Origin of the sequence: Sulfitobacter sp. AS92 (assembly GCF_038900015.1) — a bacterium.
In the GTDB taxonomy this organism is placed as follows: domain Bacteria; phylum Pseudomonadota; class Alphaproteobacteria; order Rhodobacterales; family Rhodobacteraceae; genus Sulfitobacter.
Genome location: NZ_JBBMQL010000016.1, coordinates 21,513 through 44,533, shown reverse-complemented (window position 1 = coordinate 44,533; position 23,021 = coordinate 21,513). Strand labels below are relative to the sequence as shown.

The following is a 23,021-nucleotide window of genomic DNA, read 5'->3' as shown; positions in this document are numbered from 1 at the left end:
CTTGGGTAACTTAGGCAGACAACGGGACAGAGACACATGACAGGCAAAAGCTCCTCGGGTATGACCCGACGCGCCCTTTTGGGTGCATTCGCAGCAACCACTGTTGCAGCAGCCCCTACCTTCTCCAACGCGGCAGGTTTCCTGCGTGGCGCTGGCGACATTCGCCGCATCCGTATGTACTCCGGCCGTACAGGTGAACGACTGGATATGATCTATTGGATCGAAGGCCACTATATCAAAGACGCCTTTGCTGAGATCAACCACTTTATGCGCGATTGGCGGACGGATGAGGTCACGAACATGGACCTGCGTACCGTCGATATCATGGCTGCATCGCATAACCTGCTGGACGTGAACGAGCCTTATATGCTCCTCTCTGGCTACCGTAGCCCTAAAACCAACGCGATGCTGCGCTCCCGCTCTAGCGGTGTGGCCAAAAATTCGCTGCACCTAAAAGGCCAAGCCGCTGACCTGCGTCTGGCGTCGCGCTCTGTGCATCAAGTGGCCCGCGCGGCAGTCGCCTGCGCCGGCGGTGGGGTCGGGCGTTACTCTGGTTCCAACTTCACCCACATGGATTGCGGCAACGTTCGCAGCTGGGGCGGTTGATCGCAGCCAACGCAGTTAGATATATGATTTGATTAGGGCACCTTAGGGTGCCTTTTTTGTTGCGCGACAGGACTTTCCCCGCCGTTGGCCCGGATTTAAGGTTGCGCTGAATGAACTGGGGCGGCGCCATGCGGGCAAAGGGTACGGCAAGAATTGCGGTGATCGGTTTCGGCCCGCGCGGGCTTGGCGCGCTAGAGGCGTTGTCTCAGCGGTTGCGGGAAACTGGGCGCCGCGTGCAGATTGATATCTATGAGCCGAGCCCCTTCCCCGGCGCAGGACCAAATTTCGCGCCGTCGGAGCCGGAGTATTGTCTTCTCAACATACCCTACCGAGATATTGCCATTCGGCCACCTCAAGGAACCGCCGTGGGCAGTTTCGCAGATTGGCAGGACAAACCCTTTGATTGTGATCATTTTCCGTCACGCGCTGACATGGGCCGCTACCTCGAAGCGCGGCGCGATGATTTATTTAAGCGGGGATTTACTAGGTCCGACGCTAAGATCACGTTATTGCGCAAAAATGTGGAACGGGTCTCGCAGGAGGCACCTGGCTGGTGCCTCCATATAGAGAACGGCCAGCCTGCGCATTACGATGAGGTCCTTCTTACCCTTGGCCAACCCCCGGTTGAGCCGGACGCCCAATGGGCCAGTTGGCAGACCCATGCAGCTCAATCTACTGCGGAAGTTGCGCCGGCCTATCCAGCAGCGGAATTATGCGACCGAGTGTCGGAATGGCAGGGGAAACCTGTGGCCATTCGGGGACTGGGTCTATCAACCTTCGATGTGTTTCGCAGCCTTACCATCGCGCAGGGCGGTCGCTTTAGTGCAGCGGGGTATCACCCCTCTGGCCGAGAGCCTGCCTGCATTCTACCGTTCTCGCTCAACGGTCAGCCGCCCTTCCCCAAACCGCAGGGCGCGGACCTAGACGCGCTTTTTGCGCCCACACCCGAAGAGACCGCGCACTTCGCCCGGGCAGCCGCCGCAGCGGTGAGCACGGCACCAAAGGAGGCAGCAACACATATCAACGGGGCGTTGGCGCCGGTCGTGACCCGCATTCTTGCGCCCCAAGGTGTGAACGATACGCAGGTCTTGGATTGGCTGGCGACAGAATGGGCTGAACCCGGGGCGCAAGACCGTCAAGCGCCGATGGATGCATTGCGACATGGGATTGCATTGGCTGCGGGCCATGCTGCGCCAACCATCGGCTATGCGCTTGGTCAGGTCTGGCGCAAATGGCAGGACGAATGGCGCGCGGCCTTCAATCCCGGATGCGCCACCCCTGAAACCGCGAAGCACCTAATTGATTTCGACGAAGGGTTAAAACGATACTCCTACGGCCCGCCCTTGTCCTCCGCGCGTGAGCTTTTGGCTTTGATCGACGCAGGCCTAGCCGATCTGGCTTTCGCCGGAGACCCAGAAATCATTGAAAAATCTCAAGGGTGGATGCTGGGCGTAGAAGGTCAGCAGGTCGAGGTCTCTCTCATCATAGACGCGGTGCTGCCCGCGCCTGCGCTGTCAAATATAAAAGTTCCGCCCCTGCCCGGTCTCATCACAAAGGGCTTGATCGTCGCAGTCTCAGACGATCTGGCCGCCGCGACTGAGCCTGACGGCACCCTGCGCGACCAAAGCGGAAGCCCCGTATCGGGTCTTTGTCTGTTGGGACGTCTGGCGCTTGGCAGCGTGACGGCTGTGGATTCGCTGCATGATTGCTTTGGGCACTCTGCCGACCGCTGGGCGGACGGCGTGGTGGCGCGATTGCGAAAAGCGCGCCCAGCTGAGTAATGGCAAAACCACAACAGTTTGTGATCCTTCGCTTAAGATGGAACGACGCGGCCCGAAATTGGTTTCACCCACAACACTCGATCGAAGAAAAGGGGAACGACGTAATGAGAAGACGACATTTCATCACCGGCGCGGCGGTAAGCGGCGCAGCACTTAGTACAGCTCTCGCAACACCCGCGCTTGCACATGCTCCGAAAGAAATGCCGAGCTATGATGTGCCGCCAGACATGATGCCGCGCAAGGTACCGATTGCTGCAGGCGCGCCACCCTATGAGATCCACGTCGATCCGGACAATTTTGCCCTTTACTGGACGTTGCCTGACAATATGGCATGGCGTTACACCGTGGGCGTTGGCCGTCCCGGTCTTTACGAATCCGGTGAGTTCTACGTTGGGGCCAAGAAAGAATGGCCAAGCTGGACCCCGACCCCAGATATGATCGACCGCGAACCGGAGAAATATGCGAAGTATTCCGACGGAATGGAAGGCGGTCTGGACAATCCGCTCGGTTCGCGTGGGCTTTACCTGTTTACCGAAGAACAGGGCGATACGTTCTTGCGCATTCATGGCACAGATGACCCCAGCACACTGGGCAAGCGTGTGTCGAACGGCTGTGCGCGATTGGTGAATGACCAAATGGCCGAGCTTTATGACCGGGTTCCAATGAACACCCGTGTGGTCCTCTACGAACCGCTGGTCTGAAGATCGTAATAGGAATGCAAAAGCCCGGCCCGAAAGGTGCCGGGCTTTTTTGCATGTTCATGCAACCGGCCCAAATGGGCTTGATACCTGCAATACTGACAAAAAATATAATGGCGGAGCGACAGGGATTCGAACCCTGGAGACGGTCTCCCGCCTACACACTTTCCAGGCGTGCGCCTTCGACCACTCGGCCACCGCTCCGTTGATGCGCGGTTTAGCTTGGGGGGACAGTGAGTTGCAAGAGCGAAATCCCCCCAAGGCGGATAAATTTATTCAACCGCCAAGATGAACGTAAACGCGACGGTTCAATCGACCTTTTTTCTCAATCTTTCCAAGACGAAGCGCGCCGATTTCGCCGGTTCGCGCCACATGTGTGCCGCCGCAGGGTTGTAGGTCGATGGGCTCCTGCGGCTCTCCGATACGGATCAGCCGAATATCTCCGCGCCCACGTGGAGGCGCGACTGACATGGTCTTGATCAACTCAGGTGCTGCGTCGAGCTCGGCCTCGGTGATCCAATCCTCGCTGACCCGCGCATCCAGCGAGACAAAGTGGTTCAGCGCTTCTTCTAACTCCCCGCGATCTTGCGGCGCGTCGGGCATGTTGAAATCGAGCCGCCCATGACTGGCCGAGATTTGCCCGCCTGTCACCGGATGGGGGATCACGACCGACAGCAGGTGTAGCGCCGTGTGCACGCGCATGTGCTTGTGACGCCGGTCCCAGTCAAGTTCTTGGGTTACATAGGCGCCGATGGGCGGCAGAGCGCGTGGCTCTGCCGGGACTAGCGCGATGCGGCCGCTGTCGCGGTCCCGTACCGTGGTCGCGATGGAAAGTTCCTGCCTGTCCCAAGTCAACCAACCGCTATCGCCCGGCTGACCTCCCCCTGTGGGGTAGAAAAGCGAGTTCTCCAAAATCACGCCGCCCTCGGGTGTATGCGCCGCCACACGGGCGGGTGCATCGCGCAAGTAAGTTTCCTGCCGGAATAGTTCGCCCGTCATGCTTGCGGTTCCGCCGTCTCGCTTTTGTCTTCTACGTCTGATGCGGTCGTTGCTGCGGGCTTCAGCACCTCAGGGTTGCGCAGCCACAGATCGCGTTGGGCGAATGGAATCTCGATTTCTTCGTCTTTAAAGCGGGCCGCGATGGCATGGTTGATGTCGTTCTTGACCTTCATCATCCAATTAACGTCACGCAGGTAGCAGCGGACTTCAAACTCAAGTGCATCGGCGCCGAAGTTCAGGAAAAGCACTGCGGGCGGCGGGTTGGTGAGCACGATCGGCTGCGCCTTTGCGATCTCTTGCAGGATGCCTTCGACGCGCTTGGTGTCGGTGCCATAGGCCACACCCACAGGCACGATCAGACGGCCTACGGTATTGCCACGCGTGTAGTTGGTGACCGTGCCGCTGATTAGGTCTGCATTGGGGACGATGACATCGGTGCGGTCAAAGGTTTCGATCCTTGTCGAGCGTACAGAGATGTCGCGCACATAGCCCATCTGGCCGCCAACTTCGATCCAGTCGCCTTCGGAAATCGGTCGCTCGATCAACAAAATGATCCCCGAGACGAAGTTTGACACAACGTTTTGCAGACCAAAACCGATACCCACCGAAAGCGCACCGGCGACGTAGGCCAGCGCCGACAGGTCGATCCCGGCCCCGGTGATGGCCAGCAGCGCAGCAAGGAAAATACCGACATAGCCGATCCCCGAAACGATGGCGTTCTGCCCGCCGATGTCCATCCGCGTTTTAGGCAGCACATTGCTACGCAGCGCGCCCTGGAACAGACGGGTTGCGGCATAGCCAATGACAAAGATCACCGCGAAAGACAGGAAATCCGTTGGGCGGACACGGGTTTCGCCAAAAGCGAATCCGCGGCTAAAGAGCGCCCAAAGCTCCGTCAGGTCAGTGACCCGCGCGCCCCACGCCAGCGCCATCACTGGCAGTGACAGCAACAGCAGGATCAAGCCAAAGAACACCGGCATCAGCGCGTCACGCGCCTGCACCCCCTGCCCGGTCACTGCGCCGTAAACATCTGCCAAAAACCGTTGCAGCGTCATGACGAGCCCCAACAGGACCAGCGTGCTAACATAGGGTGGCAGCAGCGAAACAGCGGCGTTGTAATAGCCACTGATCAGCAAGAGGGGCGACAAGATAGCAACGATCATTGCGCCAAGGCCCAGACCGCGCACGACACGGCTGAGTGTCGAAATGCGGGGTTCTTCGGAGGCAGGTGTTTCTTCGACCTGCGGGTCGTTGTGGCCGTGCAATATGCGACCAATGCGGAACAAAGCAAAGGCGCTAAGCAGCATGACAGGCAGGCGCAACACCGCTTCAGTGGTCTCAGCAGGTTGGTGCCCGTCAAAGATGGCATCGATGATCGCCCCTAGAATGATGGTGCCGGTGATGATGCTCACGTAAAAGCGGACAGCCTTACGCTCAGTCGCGGGGAGGAGGATCAGCGCCTCGTCTTCATCTCGTGAAAATACCCGCTCGGCCACCCAGCGAACACCCAACATCGCGCCGCCGATCACCGGGATCAGCTTTACCAAAGCAGCGCCACGCGGACCAAGCCAGCCAGTTGCCAGCACGGACATGACCAACAAGAACAGTCCAACTGTGGGCAGGATGATCCGCAGCAAAGAAACGACAAAGCGCCAAATGCCAAAGCCCCGCGCGCCGAACCGCTGCAGACGTCCGACGATTGCAGTCGACCAATGATGCCCGCGAAGAATCAGCACCAAGCCTAAAACGGAAAAAGCCAGCACCGCTGGAAGTGATGACAATAAATCCCGACGCGCCGCTTTGGCATTGTTGGGGGCTTCTGCGGCGATCTCACCTGCTGCGGTGGCCAGATCATCAATCGCCGTGCGCCAATGCACGGGATTAAGCGGCGTCGGGACGACCTCCAGAAGCTGCTCGGTCTGGAGATCGCGTAGGGCTACATCGATCTGGCCGATTAGGGCGTCGGCACGTAGATATGCTGCTTCGGCGCGCTGAACCGGATTTAGCAGAGTGTTGAGCTGTCGGTTTAGCTCCTCCCGGCTGGCAGCTACCTCAGGCGATTCCGGCTCGGCGATTTCGCTTTCGGGAGCGGTGCCAAGAGCGGCCAGCTGTTCGCGCAGGGTGCTGATCCGCGCCGCGTTCAGATTGCGCGCAGAGTCGAATTTTCCACGGTACTCGACCAGCCGGGCGCGCTGCACCTCAAGCATGGTTTCAGTAGTGTCCGGATCATCTACCGCTGTTTCAGCGGTCGAGGCGACAGTTTCCCACTCGTCAAAGTCCGGCAGGACCGGTTCTTGAGCGAGTGCAGCGCCGGTCAGCCAGACCAGCAACGCGGTGAGGCTTAGGGCGAAGCGGAGTATTTGGGTCATGTATCCTCGAAAACACCTGGAATGGATTGCGGCGCGGCATCAAGCCAGTCGGGCGTTGGCAGCCCTTTCTCGCGCAGGAATTCTGGGTTGAAGAGCTTGGATTGGTACCGCGTGCCAAAATCACAAAGCACGGTGACAATCGTATGCCCCGGCCCCATGTCTTTTGCCATGCGCATGGCACCCGCGACGTTGACGCCCGAAGACGCCCCAAGGCAAAGCCCTTCGTTCTCCAGTAGGTCAAAGACCACTGGCAGGGCTTCTTCGTCAGAGATGTTATAGCTGTAATCCGGCTTGAAGCCTTCGAGGTTGGCGGTGATCCGCCCCTGCCCGATGCCTTCGGCAATGGAACTGCCCTCGGCCTTCAACTCGCCTTCGGTGTAATAATTGTGCAGCGCCGCGCCGTCTGGGTCGGCCAGCGCGATCTTCACGCCCTTGGGCTGCAGCGCCATGGCGACACCAACCAGCGTACCGCCAGAGCCTACGGCGCAGCAGAACCCATCCACTTTACCGCCAGTCTGTTCCCAGATCTCGGGGCCAGTCGTCTCTACATGCGCCTGACGGTTGGCGGTGTTGTCGAATTGGTTGGCCCAGATCACCCCTTCGGGCGTGGTCTTGGCGAGTTCTTTGGCCAGACGTTCAGAATAGCGCACGAAGTTGTTGGGGTTCTTGTAGGGGGCCGCGGGCACCTGCACCAGTTCGGCACCGGCAAGACGCAGCATGTCCTTCTTTTCCTGAGATTGGGTCTCAGGGATGACGATCACGGTTTTGAACCCCATTGATGCGCCGACCAACGCCAGACCGATGCCGGTGTTGCCAGCCGTGCCTTCGACAATGGTGCCGCCGGGCTTCAACTCGCCCCTTGCGATAGCGTCGCGAATGATGAACAGCGCCGCGCGGTCCTTGACCGACTGACCGGGGTTCATGAATTCCGCTTTGCCAAGAATTTCGCAGCCGGTCTCTTCGCTCGCGCCGCGCAGCCGGATCAGCGGTGTGTTTCCAATGGCCTCGGCCAGATCTTTTGCAACCTGCATGTTTGCCCCCAATTCATGTTCCATCCGGTTTAGCTGTCGTGCCTTCGGACCTCAAGCGTTCGCGGTGACGGGCCAGCCAATAGGCGCTTGCCACCAAAGGCGCATTGGCAAGCGCCTGCGCGTCAGCCAAGGCCATCAATCCATCGAATGACATCAGATGTGAGCGGATATCCTCACCTTCGGAGGCCAAACCGCCCGTGCCGGTAATTAGGTCCGGTAAATCTGCCAAGCCCACGAAAATGTGAAAGAATTCGGTCGCGTTTCCGGGGGAGGCGTAGACGTTGGCAACCGGCTCCAGCTTGCCCAGTGTGATCCCAGCTTCTTCAAGAGCTTCGCGCCGGGCGGCGGCCTGCGGTGTCTCGCCGGGGTCTATATGGCCTGCGATGGGTTCTAACTGCCAACAGGTCTCGTCGCCTCGTGCCAGCGGCCCCATGCGGATTTGTTCCACCAGCAGCACGCAGTCACGCACTGGATCATAGGGCAGCACCAGCGCCGCATCCGCGCTGATGAAAACTTCACGGTCAATCTGGGCTGACATGCCGCCTTTGAAGGTTTCATGCCGAAGAGAGATTTCATCAAGGGCAAAGAAATTCGCATAGGCGCGGCTGCGGTGGGTGATGTCGATCTTGCCGCCCAAGGTGCGCGGATCATGCTGTCCCTGCTTGGCCAACACCTGCTGATAGGCCCGACGGCGGATCATCGGGAACATCGCGTCAACCTCGGCGCGGGGGCGTTTGCCGATATAGCTCATCACCTCGCGCGCCGCATGGCACGACAGTTCGGCCCAATCGGCCTCCCATTGCTCTAATGACCACGGCCCCTCTGCGGTCCACCGCCCCGGCTGCGGCAGATAAACCTCTGCCGCCTGCCCGTCCGCCAATGTCACCGGCACCAGATCGTAGTCAAACGCGCCTTCGTAAAAGTCGAGCCGGGTAAAATCATCTGCGCTGAGGTCGCGCAGCAGCAGGCCCACGGTCTCAGAGCCGTCATCCTTTGCGATAGTGGGAAATGGGCCTTCCGCAGCAGCAAAAACGCGGTAGCCGGGCAAAACGGCGGAGCTGAGGTCTATCGCCTCTGTGGGACGGCCCAGCACAAGATTTAGCAGCGGCAGATGCCGCAGAGTTCCGTAAATAAACAAATGTCGCATTGTAGTTAGGACCAACGATTATAAGCAAATTCGGTCAACAGACCTGAGATCACCGCCCCCACTACAAGCGCCACGGCCATCGGTACAGTGGCAATCATCACGCCGAACTCTGCTCCGATTTGGAAAACGGCGACAATAGCCTCAAAGGGATCGTCATAGCGGTTTCGCAAGGCCAGTCGGACCATCTCATTCGCCGCTTGTAGGAAAATCGCCCAAAGCATGAGCACAAAGACCCCAGCCAGACCATTGTTAATCGCCGCCGTAGTGCCCCGCCCGGCACGCCTGCCCATAACGGACCAGCCCACCAGCAGGCCCAATACGATGTTCAGCGGTAGGAAATACCCGAAATCCGTGCTTTCCGGCATCAAGGGCACGACCATCCCCGATAGGATAAAAGCCAGCACCGCGAGCGAGATCGCGGCCATAAGTCGTGCACCTGTCGGCATATTTCGGCTCCTTGCGGGGGGTGACCGCAGTGGCGGTCACACAGGTCGCCGTACCGTAATCTGCGTCACATCGCAATTTCCACTGTCAAATGTTGCAGCACAGGAAGTGAGGTAAAAATTCCACATCCGGCGAAATCGTTCATCAAAGCCAAGCGCGGTGATCTCGCCCCATTTTTGATTAAAGGTCTCATGCCAGCGGCGCAGCGTGATGTCATAGCTCTTGCCGAACTCGACAGAGCGGTCGACCACCAGACCCGCGCGTTCTACCTGCTCGCGCAGCACCTTGGGGCTGGGCAACATGCCGCCCGGAAAGATGTATTTCTGAATAAAGTCGACGCCGCGCTTATAGACGTCCCAGCGGGCGTGATCGACGGTAATGATCTGCAAAGTGGCCGCACGTCCGGGCTTCAACCTCTGGCGCACGGTCTCGAAATAGATTGGCCAATATTGCTCGCCTACCGCCTCAAACATCTCGATACTGGCGATGCCGTCATAGAGCCCGCGCTCATCGCGATAGTCTTGCAGTTTAAACGTAACACGGTCTGATAGCCCGGCTTTCTCGATCCGGTCCACCGCGTATTTATACTGCTCGGCGCTGATTGTAAGGGCGGTGACATGCAAGCCCCGTTCGGCGGCGGCATATTCAGCGAAACCGCCCCAGCCGCAGCCGATCTCCAGCACATGATCGCCCGGTTGCACTCCCATCTGGTCGACCATGGATTTGTATTTGGCTGTCTGCGCGGCCTCTAACGACATTTGCGCGCCGTCCTCGAACATGGCCGAGGAATAGGTCATCGTCTCATCCAGCCAAAGCCCGTAGAACTCATTGCCCAAATCATAGTGCTTGCTGATGTTGCGTTTGGCCTGCTTGCGATTGTTACGTTGCAGCCAAAAACGGAACTTCTCAAACTGGCGCAGCAGCCCTTGGCCGGGGAAGCCGTCATAAACGGTTTCGTTACCAGCATGCACCAAATCCATGAAAGCTTGGAGGTCTGGGGTGGACCACCATTCATCAAGATATGCGTCGCAGAAACCCAAATCGCCCTCGCGGATCAGGCGGGCAAAGAGGTCATCATTGTGGATGTGCACCTCGGCCACCGGGCCGGGCTTGGTTCCCTCGGCCCGAAACGCGCGGCCATCGGGCAAGACGAAATCCACCCGCCCATGCTGCATCGCCTGCGCCATGGCAAAGACCTGCGGGAAATAGCGCGGCAGACCCTTCTGCCCCTCGGTCGTCGTTAGCTTCATACCTCGGTTCCGTTCTTGTTCTTGGCACCCACTGTAACCGCGGGTTGCAGTTTCGCAAAAAGTTTAAAAATCACGGTTCCGATAGGCATCCAGCGCCCGTTCGCGGCCTTCCGAGAGATCGACAATTGGATCGGGGTAGTCGTCATCGGGGCTGCGACCCCAGCGGCGCGGAATGGCGTCGAAATAGGCGAGCGCGTCTTTGCTCGGTTTGGGGCGGCCCTCGGCGATCCAGCGACGGGTATAGTCGCGGTCCTTGTCGAAGCGATCAAGTTGGGTCTCGGGGTTAAAAATGCGAAAGAACGGCGTCGCATCGGGGCCGGAGCCTGCCGCCCACTGCCAGCCCATCGCGTTATTCGCCGGATCCCAGTCGATCAGGTGTTCTTCGAACCATTTTTGACCGATGCGCCAATGGCACATCAGGTGTTTGGTCAGATAGCTGGCCACGATCATGCGCCCCCGATTGTGCATCCGCCCCGTCACCTGCAATTCGCGCATGGCGGCATCGACAAAAGGCTCGCCGGTGCGCCCCTGTTTCCACGCCAGCACCTCGGCACGGCGCTCGTCCTCGTTCCAAGGGAAGGCCTGCCATTCCTCGCGCCAGTTTTGGTCGAGGATGCGCGGCGTGTGGTACATCAAGTGATAGGCAAACTCGCGCCACGCCAATTCCTTGAGGAACGTCTCCGCCCCGCGTTTGCCCTCTTGCATGGCGCGCTGGCCCGCGTGCCAACACTGTGCGGGGCTGATTTCGCCTAACGACAGGTTTTCTGAGAGGGTCGAGGTGCCATCTTCGCCAGGTTTGTCACGACTTTCGTCATAGCCAACAACAATATGCGCTATGAAAGTCCCGAGCCGCGATTGCGCCGCTGCCTCGCCCAGACGAACGAAGGGCCGCACCACGTCACGTCCGCGCCGCATCTCTGCGTCCATCTGCCAATCGTCAAGCGCGTCGCTTTCAGGCCAACCTTCGGGCGACATGATTTCATCCGGGGTGGCCAGCGGCTCTGCTACATCGCGTCCGCGCACCGTTTTCCAATAGGGGGTGAAGACTTTGTAATAGCCACCGGTTTTGGTCTCGACTGTCCAAGGCTCGAACATAAGATGACCGGCAAAGCTACAAGTCTCAGTACCCTCGTCCTTTAAGGCCTCTTTGACTTGGCTGTCACGGGCGATGGCCGCAGGATCATAAAGCCGGCTCCAATAAACCGCCCCTGCCCCGGTTTGCGTGATCACATCGCGCAGAACATCGAGCGCATCCCCGCGCCGCAGGATCAGGTCGCTGCCCTTCTCTTTCAGCGTTTCAGCAAGACAGCCTAAAGCCAACCCTAGCCGAAACTTCGGCGCGGCGCCCAACCCTTGCGATTGATCATCGTGAATGAACAGCGGGATCACCGGGCGGCCCGTCTTGCAGGCTGCCGCCATTGCAGGGTGATCGCTCAGCCGCAGGTCGCGGCGGAACCACATGATAATGGGGGAATTCTCACTCACGTTCGGGGCTTGCTCCTAGCTTGACCCCGAAACATAGCGCCCCCGCGACGGGGTCAAGGCTCAGAGCAGATCATCTAACGCGTTCAGCAGTTTATCCATCTCGCCCGAGCTCGTGTAGTGGGTGAAGCTGAGACGCAAAACGCCCTTGCCTTCATCCACGCCCATCGCACCAAGTGCCCGGCCCGCGTAAAAGGTGCCGCCACCCGCCATGATGCCCCGCTCGGCCAATGCCTGCGCCATATCAGCACCGGGACGGTCGAGCGCCAGTGCGACAGTCGGCGCGCGTTTTCCCGCATCGGTGGGGCCGATCACCCGCACCGAATTGCGCGCAGCCATCGCGTCGAGCAGAGGTTGCAGCAGCGAAGTCTCATAGGCGCGCATAGCATCATGGACGGCAACACCGCGTGCCGTGGCGTCGGCTTGGCCACCAATGTGATGGGCATAGAATGCGTCGATATAATCCGCCATGCCCGCGCTGGCCGCAATCTGTGCGTGATCCGGCCCTGCGGGCGTGAAGCGTTTATACAGCACATCGCCGTTGAAGTGATGCGCTTGGTTCGGCAGCAACTCTGCAAGCGCGCGGCGTATGATCATCACGCCTTGATGCGGCCCAAAAGTCTTGTAGGCCGAGAATAGATAAATATCCGGCCCCAACTCCCCGACATCGGCAAAGCCGTGCGGCGCGTAAGAAACACCATCTACACAGACAAACGCCCCCGCCGCATGAGCAAGTGCGGTGATCTCGGTCACTGGGTTGATCTCTCCAACCACGTTGGAGCAATGCGGAAAACAGACCAGCCGCACGTTTTCGTCCAGAAGGTCTTCAAGGTCCGCCGGGTCCAGATGCCCTGTCTCCGGATCGACCTGCCACTCGCGAATTTCAATGCCTCGCTCGGCCAAGCGCCGCCACGGGCCGCTGTTGGCCTCGTGGTCTTGGTTGGTCACGATGATCGCCTCACCTGGCTGCATCATCTGGCCAAAGGCCTGCGCCAGCACATAGGTGTTTTGCGTGGTCGAAGGGCCAAAGCTTAGCTCCTCTGGTGTCACACCAAGGATCGCCGCCATGCGGCTGCGCGCCTCGTCCATTTCCTCCCCGCCCAAGCGGCTCGCTTCATAGGGGCCGTAGGGCTGCACCTTTCGCTGGGTGTAGAAACGATGCAACCGGTCGATAACCTGCTGGCAGGTATAAGACCCGCCGGCGTTCTCAAAGAAAGCATGGCCCTGAAGGCTCGGCTCGGCGAAGGCGGGGAATTGGGCGCGGACCCAGTCGGAATCAATATGCATGGCGGGAAGGTCCACCGGGATGCGCCTAAGGTCAAGCGGTCAAAGAAAAACGGCGGCCCCGAAGAGCCGCCGTTCTAAATTTGTATATCCGCTAAAGGCTAGCGAATTTTGCGCTCATCTTGCAGACCGCGGAAGATGCAGTAGCACATGAAGAGCAAAAGCAGCGTGAACAGCAACCCGGTGGAAATCACCATGGATTGCAACGCTGCCAAGCCGCCGCCGATCAACAGAGCAATCGCCACGGCACCTTCAAAGATGCACCAGAACACACGCTGTGGCACGGGCGCGTCGACTTTACCGCCAGCGGTGATCGTATCGATCACGAGGCTGCCAGAGTCAGACGAGGTGACAAAGAACACCACCACCAGCACGATGCCGATGAACGAGGTGATCGACGCCAGTGGCAGTTGATCCAGCATTTTGAAAAGCTGCAGCGGCAGGCCGGCATCCTGTGCGCCTGTGTAGCCGTCATTCAGCACCTGATGGATCGCGGTACCACCAAAGATCGACATCCAAAGCACGCAGACAACAGATGGGATCAACAGCACGCAAACGATGAATTCGCGCACGGTACGGCCTCGGCTGACGCGGGCGATAAACATGCCAACGAAAGGTGACCAGCTGATCCACCACGCCCAATAGAACGCTGTCCAGCCTTGGCTAAAGTTCACGTCTTCACGGCCAAAGGGGTTGGCCAGCGCGGGAAGATACTCAACGTAAGCGACCAAAGAGTCCCAGAAGAACGTGAGCAAGAATACCGTCGGTCCGACGATCAACGTGAACAGCGCCAGCAGTGCGGCGAGACCCATGTTAATCTCGCTCAACACCTTCACACCGCCATCAAGGCCGCGCAGAACCGAAATCAGCGCCACAGCCGTGATCAACGAGATCAGCACGATTTCTGAGGTCGTTCCCATCGGCACGCCGAAGAGTTCGTTCAGGCCAGCGTTGGCCTGCGTTGCGCCAAGGCCAAGCGATGTCGCCAAACCGAAAAGCGTGGCAAAAACTGCGATGATATCAATGATATGCCCAGGCCAGCCCCAGACGCGTTCACCCAATACCGGATAGAACGCTGAGCGGATCGTCAGCGGCAATCCTTTGTTGTAGGTGAAAAGCGCCAGTGCCAGCGCGACAACAGCATAGATCGCCCAAGGGTGGAGACCCCAGTGATAAATCGTTGCCGCCATGCCAAGGCGCAGCGCTCCGGCTTCGTCACCTGTTGCGGCCCCCAAAGGCGCCCAGTCAGTGCGCGAACCGTTCTCGGTCGTGATCTCACCCATCGAAGTCGAGAAATGGGTCAGCGGTTCAGACACGCCATAGAACATCAGGCCGATGCCCATGCCAGCGGCGAAGAGCATCGCAAACCAGCCCAGATAGGTGTAGTCAGCCACCGCTTCGTTGCCGCCAAGGCGGACATTGCCAAAAGGCGTCACAATCAGCAGCAACGCAAAAATCACCACCAAATCGGCGGCCCCAATCAAGAACCAGTCAAAGTTCTTAGTGGTAAAGTCGAACATTGCCGAGAAAACGCCGGCGGCCTGCTCTGGCAAAGCAATCGTGTAGAATACGAAGATCACGACAGCGATCCCCGAAATTAGGAAGACCGGGTTGTGAATGTCCAACCCGAACGGCCCGATCTGCCGTTCAATATTGTCTTGACCGATCTCATAATCGGTATCGATTACATCCGCCTTGCCCTCAGGCTCGGGGATGCCGTGCGAACTTGTATCGCTCATTATCTGTTCCCTCTTTGATGACAGATCGCCATGCGAAAACATGGCCTCTGTTTTTTTCATCCGTGCGCAACAGGATAGAGGCTTGCGACCATTGGGCAAGCTTTTGCATCCAAGTGCCTTGAGAACTTGGCTAAAACGACCCATTCGTTATCTGCTGCGACGTAAGTTTGAGGGGGTTACCCTGCCCCGAGCGCGGCTGCAATGGCATCGGCCTGTTCGCGAATCCGGTCCATGTCGCCTTGCACACCCGGTGGGCGCAGCTTGTCGCCCTCGTGGCGGGGCAGAATATGGTAATGCAGGTGGAACACCTCTTGTCCGCCCGCGGCTTCGTTAAACTGCTGAACCGTGATCCCGTCGGCACCAAATGCACGCAGGCAGGCGTTGCTGACCTTTTGCACCGTCGCCAGACAATCGGCCAACTGTGTCGGACTTGCATCCAGCATGTTACGGCAAGGCGACTTGGGGATCACCAGACAGTGCCCTTCGGCGCGCGGCATGATGTCCATAAAACAATAGGTCTTGTCGTCTTCATAGACCTTAAAGCTGGGGATCTCGTCACGCAGGATCTTGGCGAAGATGTTGTCGTCGTCATAGTCGGCCATCATGCTCTCCTTTTGGCAGCCGGGGCGGCGCAGATCATTAACCACACCGCCCCGAGCCTAGGCAATATCAGGCGTTTACGTCGACGACCACACGGCCTTTGACCTGACCGTTCAGGATGTCCGCCCCAAGCTTGGGCAGATCGCTTAGGCTGGCGGGTTGCACCATTGCCTCCAGCTTCTCCATCGGCAGGTCTTTGGCCACCCGCTCCCACGCGCGCAGACGGTTGTCATAGGGCTGCAGAACGCTGTCGATGCCCAGAAGGTTCACACCACGCAACAGGAATGGGATGACTGTCGCGGGCAATGCAGCGCCCCCGGCGAGACCCACGGCTGCGACACTTGCGCCATATTCCATTTGCCCCAGCACCCGCGCCAGCATCGCGCCACCCACGGCATCGACGCAGCCACCCCACATCTCTCCTTCGAGGGGGCGTTTGACCGTCTCATTGATCTCGTCCCGCGCGACGATCCGGGTCGCCCCAAGGCCCTTGAGGTAATCTTCGGTTTCGGGGCGCCCGGTGACTGCGGCCACGTCGTAGCCGAGGTTGGCAAGGATTGCCGTCGCAACCGAACCCACACCACCCGCGGCGCCCGTGACCAGCACCGGCCCCTTCTTGATGCCATGATCCTCAAGGGCCATGACAGCCAGCATCGCAGTAAAGCCCGCTGTGCCCACAGCCATCGCCTGTCGCGTATCGAGCCCATCGGGCAGCGGCACCAGCCAGTCAGCCTCGACCCGCGCCTTTTGGGAGTAGCCGCCCCAATGCGCCTCACCCACACGCCAGCCGGTCAGCACGACCTTGTCACCCGGCTTGTAGCGGTCGTCACTTGAGGTCTCTACAGTGCCGGCAAAGTCGATCCCCGGCACATGGGGGTAGTTGCGGACCAATCCGCCGCCCGGCCCGATGCAGAGCCCGTCTTTGTAATTTACGGTCGAATACTCAACAGCCACCGTGACCTCGGCATCGGGCAGTTGATCTTCGGTGATCTGTGTCACCTCAGCATGGGTTTTACCTTCGTCGTCTTTGTTCACAATCAACGCATTAAAGCTCATCGCTCATCTCCTTTTCAGGTTTCAATATGGTGGGTATCAGGCCCAGAAACTTTCACGCACGGTCACGTCTCGCACGCCTTCGGGTGTTTGGACCTGCAACCGCGTGCCCGGATCCCAATGGGTCATGCGCACCATCCCAATGGCGACATTCACTTCAAAATCGGGTGACCAGACGGTCGAGGTCATCTGCCCCACGCGCTTGTCTCCCGCCATCAGCGGCCAAGCACGATCACAGAGCGGGACCGGGTCACCCGCGATTTCCATGGGCCGTATCTGTTGCACCGGTCCCTCTTTGGCCACCCGGAGCAGCGCATCTCTGCCGATACAGCCCATTGCCGCCTGCGTGTCGCATAGTTTGCCGAGACCACATTCATGGGGGGTGTTGTCATCCGTCATGTCATTGCCATAACTCAATAATCCCCCCTCGATCCGCTCGATCAGATTGGGACAACCCGCGCGCACATCTAAATCGCGCCCTGCGTCAAACAGGGCCTCCCACAGCGGCATAGCGATATCCGCGCCCTCAGTGTAGATCTCAAAGCCCCCCTGTTTGGAGTAGCCTGAGCGCGCAACGTTCATGGTGCGGCCTTGGAACTGAAACGCGCCGAACCGGAAGAACTTCACGTCTCGCACCGCATCGCCAAAAATTCGCGCAACAAGGTCTTCGGCCTTTGGCCCCTGCACGGCCAACAGGTTCACGTCGGGCTCATCGACCAAAACATCAAGACGATAGCCGTTGCATATCCCCTTGGCCCAAAGCAATAAATCACTGTCAGCAATCGAGATCCACCAACGGTCCTCTGCGAGTTTCACCGCCAGAGGATCATTAAGCATCCCACCCGTCTCATCAACGATTGGAACATAGACACAGCGCCCCGGGGTAACCTCACGCAGGTCGCGGGGGGTCAGCATTTGCATCAAACGCGATGCATCGGGTCCACGCAACTCTACCTGTCTTTCACAAGCAACATCCCAGACTTGGACCGCTTTCTTTAAGTGGTGATAGTCAGCTTCCGTGCTTTCAAAAACCGTCGGCAACAGCATCCGATTGTAAACCGTGTAGGCCTTTACACCCGCGGCCTCCACACCTGCAGAGAACGGCGTGCGCCGGATACGGCGTGAGGGGGAAAGTTCAGCCATTAGCCATCCTTCGGCATAAAGATCAAATCAGTTACCGGAGCGTCCTGCCCGGCGCTTGTCAGCATGGCATGAACCTGCCCCCGATGATGGGTTTGATGGTTGAAAAAATGCATCACAGTCTGCGCCATTGCCGTGGTAACATCACTCTGCAATATACCGGAATACCAAGATATTTCCGCATCTAGCTGCGCTTGGCCCAACCCGCGTGCCCAAGTTAGAATGGCTGTGTCACAGTCTTGCCGCGCGGCGGTCCAAGCCGCTGCGGTCGCGCACATCTCTGTATCTGCTCCGCGGGGCTTTGGTAGGGCTGGATCAAACCGCGACAACCAAAGCTGGTCACACCAAAGCAGATGGTTAAGGGTGCCAAGGATCGAGCCAAAAAACGCGCCGCGATCCTGCGTTAACGATTCCTCATGCATAACTTGAGTAACGTCTGACAACTGACTGTTTTGCCAAGCGTTATACGATGCCATTTCCTTGGCGTAACCGGGCGTGATCATTTTTCGCCTTGCCAGTCGATCGCACAAACTTCAGCCGATTTGCCACCAAAATCCCAGATCCGCCCATAATCGCGCACCTTGGATTTCACGCCCCGTGCCGCGACGATATTCGGGCCCATCCAGTATTTGGAATTGGTGATGGTCACTGGCTGATCCGGTTCAGCTCCTGCAAGCAGTTCGATCTCGCCGTTGATCTGGCGGCCAATGTTGATGACCCTGCGGTTGCCATCGCGAATTATCTCAACCGGTGCGCGTTCGGCCCCGATGATCTCGCTCACCAGCATCGTAAACAGTCCTGTGGTGCCACCCGCCGCACCGCTGAAAATCTTAAGGAGCCCGTCATAGGCTGCCTCGCTTGCGCGTTCATCCACATACGCCGCAACCTTCCAATTGCCTTCGCCCATACGACCGGGAATGTCGACCAGCAGGCCAACGTTCAGCCCGGCCAGGTCCTCGCCCTCGAATTGGCCCTCATCAATCACGATGCCCATCCATGCGTGGCAGTGGCCCTCGGTCGGAAGATGTGCGCCAAGGCTAACCACGCAGGGGCAAAATACGTCACAAGAGCAGTTCAGAAAAAGCTCCCCTTTTATGGCCCAATTGGCGGGTATCATCTCTCTGTTTGGCATATCATCCTCCTGATATCATGGGCCAACCCGCCACGACGCCTGCGCCGAGAAGAAGGGCGAAACCCATTGGTTTTGTTACGTAATGTCCAACTTGAGGCAGCTTTTCGAGAACCATGAAAAATGTCGCCAACCCCATCCAGGCAAGGTTCATCACCCCGCCTGCAAAACCCAGCACCATAAAGCCCCAGCAACAACCAGCGCAGAAGGTGCCAAGGCCCAGCCCCATGCGAAAGCCGCCCCTGGCGCCGGGGCGCCAATTGCCCATGAAATACATCATTGGAGAATGGCAGACGCCATGGCAAATCTCTTTGACGCGGGTGAATTGGAATAGACCCACGGCCAGCAGCAGCGCGGCAGCCGTCCAACGCGACTTTGCAATCCCCAACATGTCGATCACCCCGCCCTGCAGCAGCAACAGTTGCAGCAAAGCGATCCCGGAAGCGAAAGCAAGCCAGACCGAGAAATAGCCTCCAAGGACCGCGATCCAGCCCAACCAGGTGCCATTGGCAGATATCATGAGGTCTTCGTATGCGCGCAGCGTTGGCACCAGCGTGGGCACCATCATTGCTGCCATCATGGCTCCCCACATGACGAAAAGCGGTAAGAAACGCGCCATGGGCATATACATGTCCATGCCCGGATCCATCTGACGCATCCGTTCGCCCAATGCGCCGGGGCGGCCAATTAGATCAACGTCCATCTGCATCGCCATGGCATACATCATCCACCAAGCGGCGAGGATTAGAGCAAAAAACCCCAACCACATTGTGGATCGTACCACTGCAGACATCTCGCGCCCCTCCCGTGCAAGCTCTTGTGAATTTAATGTCAGACAATTAAAGTCCCCGCAAACATTAATTGTAAGACATATGAAAATTGACCCAAGCAACCCTGCCGATCTGTCGGCCCAGATCGCCACTGCCATTCGTGACGCCATCGTTGGCGGACGACTGATTGTTGACCAGCGTCTGCCGTCTGAGGCCGAGCTGGCCGAACAGTTTGAGGTCTCACGTCCGACCGTGCGTGAGGCGCTCAAGCGTCTTGCGGCACAGTCGTTGATCCGGACACAGCGCGGCGCGACGGGCGGTGCTTTTGTTAATCGTTTGAGCTTTCCCGACGCCTACGACCAGCAGATCACCACCTCTACGCTGCTTTTGTCGATGAATGCCGTTAGCTTTGAGACCGCTTGCGAGGCACGATATGCCCTCGAGCGTGCCTGCGCGCCCCTTTCGGCCAAAAGGCGGACTGCGGATCACCTTGCCAATATGCGCGCGGAAATCCATAGGCAGGCGCAGCCGGGACTGACCGATGAGGCCTTCTGCGCCTCTGATGTGGCGTTTCACCGCGCGCTGGTCGACGGGGCGGCCAATCCGGTGCTGAGTTATCAACTTGCAGGCGCTGTCGAGGCCATGCAGCCGTTGATGAATATGATCACTTTCACTGCGCGGGACCGTGCGCGCATTGTGGCACTGCACGAAGATATCGCCAATGCTGCTGAGGAACGGGATGGCATGGCGGTTACGGCTGGTTTGAGCGCGCTTGAGGCGGAGACTCAGGAGTTGGCGCAGAGCGTGTTTGCGGCGCGGTCTGCGCGAAACACCGGAAAGAACGAAGCATCTGGTTTGGGGCCAGAGAAGTAAATTATCCGAAACACAACGGTTTACGAGGCACTGTTTATTCCGACATTTCCCAGAGCCGCGCCCCTTGCAATTCGCCCCCTGTAGTCCTACTTTAATCTTGTCCTTCGGGACTATGGACATAAACGCGCTCGTAATAAGCGGTTCGGACCCGGGGGCGGTACCCGGCGGCTCCACCAATTATCCTTCATTTGGGGATTATGGGGCCGAAATAGGATCGACGAACGTCTAAAGGGGTTGCTTTGTTTCGGTGAGTTACCACCGTTATCGGTACAAAATGTACAATTGCAAATGACAATCGTGCTCCAGTTGCGATGGCCGCGTAAGCGGTTTCAGCGACTGAAATCTAAGTCCTTCGGTTTAGCGACCTAAGGCGGGGTTCGCAGGTACCTGGCAACAGAAACCTGCACTTATTCCCCATCCTTCACCCTTTTCGGTTGAGCATTGACCAAGGCGTTTTTGCGGTTTATCCCAGATATATGGGGTCCGCGATTGCCCCGTGAGGCTTCGGCCCGAGGATCGCATCCTGTTACGAAAGCAAAGGATGCCCTATGCCCGCCCCAAGTGAAATCACCCCCGCCCAGCTTCTACGCCTGATCGGCACGCCAGATGCACCGGTTATCGTGGATAGTTGTATTGAACCCGACTTTGCCGAAGACCCCTATTTGATCCCCGGTTCCTTTCGTCATCCCCATAGCGACATAGACGCTTTGAAACAAAGGCTTGAAGGACGTTCTTGCATCGTTGTCTGCCAGCGCGGACTAAAGCTGAGCCAAGGGCTCGCCGCACGGCTGCGCGCAGATGGTATCAACGCGCAGTTTCTGTCTGGCGGCATGTACGGCTGGCGGGATTTGCCAGCGGCGCCCCGCATCCCATTTGACGCGCTGCCTCCGCTACAGGACGGCGCGACGCTCTGGGTTACCCGTCACCGGCCAAAGATCGACCGCATCGCCTGCCCTTGGCTGATCCGACGTTTCGTGGACCCGGGCGCACGGTTCCTTTTTGTCGCGCCGGATCAGGTCATGGCCGTCGCCGAAAAGTTCGACGCCACGCCTTTCGACATTGAAGATGTACACTGGTCGCACCGGGGCGAACTCTGCACCTTCGACACAATGCTGGCTGAATTTAATCTGCAAACGCAGGCGCTTGTGCGACTTGCCGCCGTCGTACGCGGGGCAGATACCAACCGCCATGACCTCGCCCCCGAGGCCGCTGGTCTGTTGGCGATCTCGGTGGGCCTTTCCCGCCAATACCGCGATGATCTGGCGCAGCTTGAGGCGGGCATGGTGCTTTACGACGCGCTATACCGGTGGGCGCGAGATGGTGCAGGCGAGACCCATGATTGGCCGGCGGGACGCGCGCAATGATCCCGCCAACATGGCCCGAAATGACCCGTGTGTTTGGCCGGATCGGCCTGATGTCGTTTGGCGGGCCCGCCGCGCAGATTGCCGTCATGCATCGCGAGCTGGTTGAGGATCGGCCGTGGCTCAGCGAACAGACATTCCTGCGTGCTCTGTCGTTGTGCATGCTCCTGCCCGGCCCCGAAGCGATGCAACTCGCGACTTACGCGGGATGGCGCTTGCGCGGTGTGGCAGGCGGGCTTCTGGGCGGGTTGCTCTTTGTCGTTCCGGGGGCGCTCTTCATTGCGGTACTGGCGCTGCTCTATGCGTGGTATGGCCAACTGCCCTTGGTGCAGAGCGCGTTCTTAGGTATTAAGGCGGCAGTGATTGTCGTGGTCTTTCAGGCGCTTCTGAAGGTTTCTTCCAAGACGCTCAAAGGCGGTTTTGGCTGGGCACTGGCCCTTGGGTCATTCATTGCGCTCTTCGTATTGGGGCTTCCGTTCCCTCTCATCATCCTTGTCGCCGGCGCCATCGGCATGATCGCGGGTGACCCTGGGGGTACGTCGGAAGGCGTGCATTTAGCCCCCGCTCACAGCCTGCGTACCTTGCTCACTTGGGGCTTTCTCTGGGCTGCGCCTCTCCTGTTGGTTGCGCTTTTGGGTGATGAATTCCTTTTGCAACTGGGGCTGTTCTTTTCCAAGCTTGCCGTGGTGACTTTCGGCGGCGCCTATGCGGTTCTGGCCTATATGACCCAGACGGTCGTGCAGGATTTCGGCTGGATCGACACCGATCAAATGATCGATGCGCTTGGATTGGCCGAGACCACTCCCGGTCCGCTGATCCTTGTCACGCAGTTCGTTGGTATGCTGGCTGGCTTTGCTCAAAGCGGCCCGCTGGGGGCAATTACAGCCGGCCTTCTGGCGCTTTGGGTGACCTTCACGCCCTGTTTTTTGTGGATATTCCTTGCCGGGCCATACCTTGAAGCGCTTTCGTCCCAACCGCGTATCGCGGGGGCTCTACGTGCCATTACTGCAGCTGTTGTGGGCGTCATCGCCAACCTATCCGTCTGGTTTGCGCTGCATGTGCTGTTTGACCGGGTGACCCCCGGCATCATACTCGCCCTGCCCGCGCCGGTTTGGGAGAGTTTTAGCCCCATGGCCGCAGCGCTCACCGTGGCGGCCGCCGTGCTGATGCTGGTGCTGAAGCGTGGATTTGTCTTCTCGATGGCTCTGCTTGCGGCCCTAGCACTCGTGTTGAGCGTGATTTAGCGCTGCGCCCCCTTTCACTCG

At 58.8% G+C, this 23,021-nt stretch carries 21 protein-coding genes, 1 tRNA gene and 1 other RNA gene; 7 read left to right on the top strand and 16 right to left on the bottom strand.

Features of this window, described 5'->3' with window-relative positions; translation table 11 throughout:
• The first annotated feature begins 36 nt into the window (after positions 1–36).
• The 3 genes from WNY61_RS18230 (at position 37) to WNY61_RS18220 (ending at position 3,088) form a co-directional block, all read left to right on the top strand.
• On the top strand, positions 37–606 hold the full coding sequence (locus WNY61_RS18230; protein ID WP_342852868.1) for a DUF882 domain-containing protein: 570 nt from the start codon (positions 37–39) through the stop codon (positions 604–606).
• 110 nt (positions 607–716) lie between these two features.
• Positions 717–2,387: an FAD/NAD(P)-binding protein gene (locus WNY61_RS18225; RefSeq protein WP_342852867.1), complete on the top strand. Its 1,671-nt coding sequence runs from the start codon at positions 717–719 to the stop codon at positions 2,385–2,387.
• 200 nt (positions 2,388–2,587) lie between these two features.
• Positions 2,588–3,088, top strand: coding sequence for a L,D-transpeptidase (locus WNY61_RS18220; RefSeq protein WP_342852891.1), 501 nt, complete (start codon positions 2,588–2,590; stop codon positions 3,086–3,088).
• A 111-nt stretch (positions 3,089–3,199) separates the two neighbouring features.
• Here WNY61_RS18220 and WNY61_RS18215 read toward each other — a convergent pair.
• From WNY61_RS18215 to WNY61_RS18140, 16 genes are all read right to left on the bottom strand, one after another.
• A tRNA-Ser gene (locus WNY61_RS18215) sits at positions 3,200–3,289 on the bottom strand.
• Between the two features lie 72 nt (positions 3,290–3,361).
• Positions 3,362–4,084, bottom strand: a complete 723-nt coding sequence (locus WNY61_RS18210; protein WP_342852866.1) for an alanyl-tRNA editing protein — start codon at positions 4,082–4,084, stop codon at positions 3,362–3,364.
• The gene (locus tag WNY61_RS18205; protein WP_342852865.1) at positions 4,081–6,453 is read right to left on the bottom strand and encodes a DUF3772 domain-containing protein; all 2,373 of its coding nucleotides are present in this window, start codon (positions 6,451–6,453) and stop codon (positions 4,081–4,083) included. Before WNY61_RS18205 ends, WNY61_RS18210 begins: the two co-directional genes overlap by 4 nt.
• Positions 6,450–7,484 (bottom strand): cysteine synthase A, encoded by a 1,035-nt coding sequence (locus WNY61_RS18200; protein ID WP_007119677.1) that lies wholly within the window; start codon positions 7,482–7,484, stop codon positions 6,450–6,452. The genes WNY61_RS18205 and WNY61_RS18200 overlap by 4 nt, the downstream gene beginning before the upstream one ends.
• A 13-nt stretch (positions 7,485–7,497) precedes the next feature.
• The gene (locus tag WNY61_RS18195; RefSeq protein ID WP_342852864.1) at positions 7,498–8,631 is read right to left on the bottom strand and encodes an NUDIX domain-containing protein; all 1,134 of its coding nucleotides are present in this window, start codon (positions 8,629–8,631) and stop codon (positions 7,498–7,500) included.
• 5 nt (positions 8,632–8,636) lie between these two features.
• Entirely contained in the window at positions 8,637–9,077 is a 441-nt protein-coding gene (locus tag WNY61_RS18190) for a TrgA family protein (protein WP_342852863.1), read from the bottom strand.
• Positions 9,078–9,113: 36 nt separating this feature from the next.
• Positions 9,114–10,325: a cyclopropane-fatty-acyl-phospholipid synthase family protein gene (locus tag WNY61_RS18185; RefSeq protein ID WP_342852862.1), complete on the bottom strand. Its 1,212-nt coding sequence runs from the start codon at positions 10,323–10,325 to the stop codon at positions 9,114–9,116.
• A 63-nt stretch (positions 10,326–10,388) separates the two neighbouring features.
• Complete coding sequence (locus WNY61_RS18180) at positions 10,389–11,810, bottom strand: deoxyribodipyrimidine photo-lyase (protein ID WP_342852861.1); 1,422 nt, start codon at positions 11,808–11,810, stop codon at positions 10,389–10,391.
• Between the two features lie 60 nt (positions 11,811–11,870).
• Positions 11,871–13,094 (bottom strand): aminotransferase class V-fold PLP-dependent enzyme, encoded by a 1,224-nt coding sequence (locus WNY61_RS18175; protein ID WP_342852860.1) that lies wholly within the window; start codon positions 13,092–13,094, stop codon positions 11,871–11,873.
• A gap of 98 nt (positions 13,095–13,192) precedes the next feature.
• Complete coding sequence (locus WNY61_RS18170; protein WP_342852859.1) at positions 13,193–14,830, bottom strand: BCCT family transporter; 1,638 nt, start codon at positions 14,828–14,830, stop codon at positions 13,193–13,195.
• 176 nt (positions 14,831–15,006) lie between these two features.
• Positions 15,007–15,432, bottom strand: a complete 426-nt coding sequence (locus WNY61_RS18165) for an HIT family protein (RefSeq protein WP_342852858.1) — start codon at positions 15,430–15,432, stop codon at positions 15,007–15,009.
• 67 nt (positions 15,433–15,499) lie between these two features.
• A complete protein-coding gene (acuI, locus tag WNY61_RS18160) occupies positions 15,500–16,486 on the bottom strand; it encodes an acryloyl-CoA reductase (RefSeq protein ID WP_342852857.1) in 987 nt (328 codons plus the stop codon).
• A 36-nt stretch (positions 16,487–16,522) separates the two neighbouring features.
• Positions 16,523–17,626 carry a dimethylsulfoniopropionate demethylase gene (locus WNY61_RS18155; protein WP_342852856.1) on the bottom strand — a complete coding sequence of 368 codons (1,104 nt, stop codon included), beginning with the start codon at positions 17,624–17,626 and terminating at the stop codon, positions 16,523–16,525.
• Complete coding sequence (locus WNY61_RS18150; RefSeq protein ID WP_342852855.1) at positions 17,626–18,126, bottom strand: DinB family protein; 501 nt, start codon at positions 18,124–18,126, stop codon at positions 17,626–17,628. Before WNY61_RS18150 ends, WNY61_RS18155 begins: the two co-directional genes overlap by 1 nt.
• Positions 18,123–18,755, bottom strand: a complete 633-nt coding sequence (locus WNY61_RS18145) for a DUF1326 domain-containing protein (protein WP_342852854.1) — start codon at positions 18,753–18,755, stop codon at positions 18,123–18,125. Before WNY61_RS18145 ends, WNY61_RS18150 begins: the two co-directional genes overlap by 4 nt.
• A 1-nt stretch (position 18,756) precedes the next feature.
• Positions 18,757–19,545: a DUF2182 domain-containing protein gene (locus WNY61_RS18140; RefSeq protein WP_342852852.1), complete on the bottom strand. Its 789-nt coding sequence runs from the start codon at positions 19,543–19,545 to the stop codon at positions 18,757–18,759.
• 79 nt (positions 19,546–19,624) lie between these two features.
• Here WNY61_RS18140 and WNY61_RS18135 point away from each other — a divergent pair, with 79 nt between their 5' ends.
• From WNY61_RS18135 to chrA, 4 genes are all read left to right on the top strand, one after another.
• The gene (locus WNY61_RS18135) at positions 19,625–20,395 is read left to right on the top strand and encodes a GntR family transcriptional regulator (protein WP_342852850.1); all 771 of its coding nucleotides are present in this window, start codon (positions 19,625–19,627) and stop codon (positions 20,393–20,395) included.
• Positions 20,396–20,455: 60 nt separating this feature from the next.
• Positions 20,456–20,803, top strand: a transfer-messenger RNA (tmRNA) gene (gene ssrA, locus WNY61_RS18130).
• Between the two features lie 140 nt (positions 20,804–20,943).
• Positions 20,944–21,759: a sulfurtransferase/chromate resistance protein gene (locus WNY61_RS18125; RefSeq protein WP_342852849.1), complete on the top strand. Its 816-nt coding sequence runs from the start codon at positions 20,944–20,946 to the stop codon at positions 21,757–21,759.
• Positions 21,756–23,000, top strand: coding sequence for a chromate efflux transporter (gene chrA / locus WNY61_RS18120; RefSeq protein WP_342852848.1), 1,245 nt, complete (start codon positions 21,756–21,758; stop codon positions 22,998–23,000). Before WNY61_RS18125 ends, chrA begins: the two co-directional genes overlap by 4 nt.
• Positions 23,001–23,021: the final 21 nt, after the last annotated feature.